This is a genomic window from Aquiflexum sp., assembly GCF_977115555.1.
Window position 1 is genome coordinate 1 of the sequence record NZ_CDSBKL010000335.1, and the last position, 4597, is coordinate 4597.

4 protein-coding genes are annotated in these 4597 nt (G+C 41.8%); 2 read left to right on the plus strand and 2 right to left on the minus strand.

Annotation, left to right across the window (positions count from 1 at the left end):
• Nucleotides 1–395: 395 nt before the first annotated feature.
• Nucleotides 396–737, minus strand: coding sequence for a hypothetical protein (locus ACZFYI_RS16075; RefSeq protein WP_462525146.1), 342 nt, complete (start codon nt 735–737; stop codon nt 396–398).
• Nucleotides 738–1269: 532 nt separating this feature from the next.
• On the minus strand, nt 1270–2025 hold the full coding sequence (locus ACZFYI_RS16080; protein ID WP_462525147.1) for a hypothetical protein: 756 nt from the start codon (nt 2023–2025) through the stop codon (nt 1270–1272).
• Nucleotides 2026–2459: 434 nt separating this feature from the next.
• Between ACZFYI_RS16080 and ACZFYI_RS16085 the strand changes: the two genes are divergently transcribed.
• Both ACZFYI_RS16085 and ACZFYI_RS16090 read left to right on the plus strand, forming a co-directional pair.
• The gene (locus ACZFYI_RS16085; protein WP_462525148.1) at nt 2460–3407 is read left to right on the plus strand and encodes an alpha/beta hydrolase; all 948 of its coding nucleotides are present in this window, start codon (nt 2460–2462) and stop codon (nt 3405–3407) included.
• 216 nt (nt 3408–3623) lie between these two features.
• Entirely contained in the window at nt 3624–4529 is a 906-nt protein-coding gene (locus ACZFYI_RS16090) for an IS982 family transposase (protein WP_462525149.1), read from the plus strand.
• Nucleotides 4530–4597: the final 68 nt, after the last annotated feature.

The following is a 4597-nucleotide window of genomic DNA, read 5'->3' on the forward strand; positions in this document are numbered from 1 at the left end:
CCTTTTTATATCAAGCGAGGATCTTTTACCATCAAAGTTGAGTCTTTTAGTATCAAGGTTGACTCTTTTTGTATCGTCGGTGATGCTAATCATTTCAAGCGAGGATCATTTTTTATCAAGCGAGCATCTTTTTGTATCAACGTTGACTCTTTTTGTATCAAACGAGGATCATTTTACATCAGCGTTGAGTCTTTTTGTATCAAGCGAGGATTTATTTATATCAAGGTTGAGTCTTTTTATATCAAGCGAGCATCTTTTAGTACCAAACTTGGTCTTCCGAGATCCAAGGTTAGTCTCCGTAAGTACTCGATTGGATTTTTTTGAAATCCATAAAAAAGGCCGAACCATTTGGCCCGGCTTTTAATACTTAAATAGTTCAAATCAATGGAATTCTTTTACACACCCGATCCGCCATTGGTGGCTCGTGGCTTCTTTTCAAACCGCTTCCGCATGTCTTCATAGATGGCTTTGGCTTCGGGGGCATTGATCTTCGCGGCTTGCTTGACAGAATTGTAGTAGCTCAGCGCACTGACATAGGCTTCCGACCCGGACAGCATGGCGGTATCGCTCATCGTGTCCTGGATCTGTGCCATGATCCGGATCAAAGCGATCAGACCTGTGCAGTTGTTCCAGTCTTTTTGGAAATCTGCCTGATTGACATAGGCCGGAAGAAATTCCGGACTGTTGATCGAGTAGTCCAAAGCCTTGTCAACAAAGGGCTCTGTCCCGTCACTCATTTTGGGAAGCTTCTTACGCTGCTCCGGCGTGAGGGCGATGACATACGGAGCCAGGAGGCTCTGTATATTCTGAAGGGAGGCCTTGATGGCCTGGAGATCCGCTGCAGGGATCTCAATGGAGGTTCTGTTTTCCATTACTATTTACATTAGGGGTGATTAATAAAAAAACTACAAGTACCATGTACTTGAACAAAATGTAGTTAATGTAATTTACAATAACAAGAGTTTAGGTAAAAAATTTTCATAAAGTTAGTTGTAAGGGGGTATTTGGCAGTTGATTACCTGCAATTTCTTCAATTTTCAGGAATTTTATTCCCTATTCAGGAGGGTATCAAAGGAAATGATTTGTGCCCTAACTCAAGTAGCATTGCTTTTGGTAATGCCTAGGTGTATTCGGTAAAGTAGTCGGAAGTAATTAAACCTTATATTTTTTTGTTCCCTTATTTGTCAATTTCAATTATAATATCCTAAAAGTTAAACCCTTTTAGGGTTGTTGACGGATTTAGTGTATCTACCAAAACTCCATCAGGGGTCAATTATCCGGTTCCCGCCCATTATACCCGGTTTTTTTCTTCAAAAACTTATTGATCATATAAATGATAAATCCAAAAATCACCACAAGCAGCGAACCAAAAAACACATTAAACTTATCCCAGAAAATTGACCATAAGCTATCCTTTCTTTCCTGAGATTCTCTTTCCTTATCCACCACAACCACAATATTCAGACCTCTAGAAGCTCTTGGGATAGGGGTACCCAAACAGCCATTTTCTGAATAGACTTCCACAATCACGCTGATGGGGTAAGTCCCTTGTTCTTTTGGTTTCAAATTAAATACAACCGACGAACCTTTGGGGAAAATCTTCATACACTTGTATTCATCTCTATCAAGCTCAAATCCGGGAGCCTTTGGAATAATTTTCGCATAATTTCCTGCCTCAGCGGGAAGTGTTTCGGTACTGAAGCTTCCGCTACCCACGGCAGGTTGAAAATCCTCAAAACCAATCCAAACAGAAAGTTCACCTGTCTGCCCTATCTTGATTGTATCAGGTGCCTCAATTTGAACCAAATAATCCTCAGCCCTTCCGTCCGAAATACCTAAAGTAGAATCATTGCTTTTCTCATAACCTTCATCTCCACCTTCATTCTTCTCTATATCGGTAGGAACTTCTGATACATTTTCTTGAGGGTATTCTCCTTCGATGGATTTAGACTCCTTGGGCGACCCACATGCTGACAGAACTACTAGAGCAAAGAAAACCCAGACCCAGATAAAGTTTTTGAACATTATAATTATTGGTTAAAAAACCTACATTTTCAAAGTATACTAATATAAGTTTTTTCCGCTGGATATCAAAGAGGTACTTCCCAAGTGGGGAGGGGTACTTCGGAAGTACCCACTCCCAATCAAAGACGAACTCAGTCACCTTTTCACCTACCGAGTCCACCTTTTTAGTGAGTTGTGTCACCTTTTTGGTAAACCGTCCGACCTTCAGGGTCTGACGGTGGGTCTTCGATAGCGGATTGCGCTTTCAGTTTGGACATGATTTCACACCATTCTTGTAATCTCGAAGCAGATCAGAAAATAATAAGTGTAAATCAGACATTTATTTATATCTTTATCTAAGAACAGTGAAATCGCGAGTAGGATTTTGCTTTCCAATGCAGCTTTATCAATAAACAATAACCAAATAACCTTCATCTCCATAACCCTATTTCAACATGACCTATCAACCTAAAACCTTTACCCTACAGGCCTTTTTGGTCTGTTTCTTTGCTTTTGCTTCCTCAGCATTCGCTCAGGATGGGACCATTTATCCCTTGGAGGCTCCGGAAGAACCGGGGGCAATCCTACTCGGAACAGGAGGCGTCGAAAACCAACCTGCAAAAGAAAGTTGGTTCAGGCAGTGGGGCGATCCGATGGCCAGAAACATCACTGTTGCCACACTCACCCCTTTTCTTCCCGAACCTGGTAAGGCAAACGGCGCCGCTGTGATCGTCGCTCCTGGAGGAGGTTTCAGTTGGCTGTCGATGGGCAATGAAGGATGGGAAGTCGCCGAGGCACTTGCCAAGCAGGGAATTGCCGCTTTTGTCCTCAAGTACCGCCTCAACCCGACTCCTGAGTCCTTGGAAGATTTTTCAGCCTGGATGAACCGCCCTAGAACAGCACCACCTGCGGCACCAGCTACCGGTTCGGCACAACCTGCCACTCCTCCCCGTCCACCGCAAAGAGACTTATCCAACCAACTCGAGGATGCGGAGGCAGCTTATGCCATGATCATTGACAGGTCCAAAGAATGGGGTGTTGATACCGACCGAATAGGGATGATCGGTTTTTCGGCCGGTGCAGGATTGACCATGCACTCGACACTGCACTCCAAGACCATGAAGCTTGCCTTTATCGGTCCAATCTATGGAGGTATGGGTCCCGTGGAAGTCCCCAAGAATGCCCCTCCGATGTTTAATGTCATAGCGACAGATGATTTTCTTTTTCAAGGGCAGTTTGGGGTAATCGATTCTTGGTATAAAGCAGGTATTCCTGTGGAGTTTCATCTTTATCAAAACGGTGGCCACGGCTTCGGCCTTGGCAATCCCAACCGTACAAGTAACCGTTGGTTTGATGCCTTTATTTATTGGTTAGAGGTAAATAAGTTTCTTGCAAAAAAGTAGAGAGGAAAAATCAGGAAAAAATTGGCTTTAAAGCGGGGCACTCAAGGTCCCGCAGCAGCTGATAAATTAATAGCTTAATAGAAGTGCATCCATCTGAGGTGGACATTTTTTTACATTATTAACCCGTTGTGCTAGTAAATTATGTAAAAATAAATCGTGCAAAAGCCTGAATATTAGTAAATTAAGGTTGCAAACAAATCTTACTAGTCCAAGCCGATGCACGATATTAAAACGAATTTCGACAAAGTTTATCAAACTATCAAATCACTTAATCTCTCAGTTTTCGACTCCTCAGGCAACCTTTCCAAACCTGGTCCAAGATCTGAATTTACTGATTTAGAAGTGATTGCACTTTCATTGGTCGCTGAATTCATGTCCTGTGACAGTGAAAACTGGTTGTTTAATAAACTTCGGTCTGATTATCAGCAATCTTTCCCCAATCTGATTGACAGATCGAGATTTAACCGAAGGAAAAGAGGTCTTTTCCTCACCATTGATCTGGTCAGAAGCAAACTTGCTGAACAGTTTCTTAGCTTTGAAGACTATTACATCATCGACTCCATGCCACTTGAAGTCTGCAAACTTTCAAGAGAAAAACGTTCTAAAGTCTGTGCCGAGGCTTTTGAAACTTCTCCTGAAAAAGGATACTGTGCCGCTCAGAAAATGTACTTCTATGGCTACAAATTACAAGGGGTCTGTTCGGTAAATGGTGTTTTCCATTCCATCGAATTGACCAAAGCCAACATACATGATGTAAATTTTCTTTCCGAAATGAACACCAAACTCTCTGACTGTGTGCTGATTGGAGACAAAGGCTATCTATCCTCTTCGATCCAGCTAGACCTCTTTCATACCGCAAACATCAAACTTGAAACGCCCATGAGAAATAATCAGAAAGGATTTGTAAAACAAAAGTGGATATTCAGAAAGGCAAGAAAAAGGCTTGAAACACTATTCTCACAACTCTGCGACCAGTTCATGATCAGAAGAAACTACGCCAAAACTTTTCAGGGATTCAAAACAAGAATTCTCGCCAAAATAACAGCACTAACACTGATTCAATACCTCAATAAATTTGAATTCAATAGGCCAATTAATAACTTGAAAGTCGCAATCACTTAATTAGCACAACGGGTATACATAGTCAAATACTATAAATCTCCCAAGATTATTATAAATGTAATAATCAT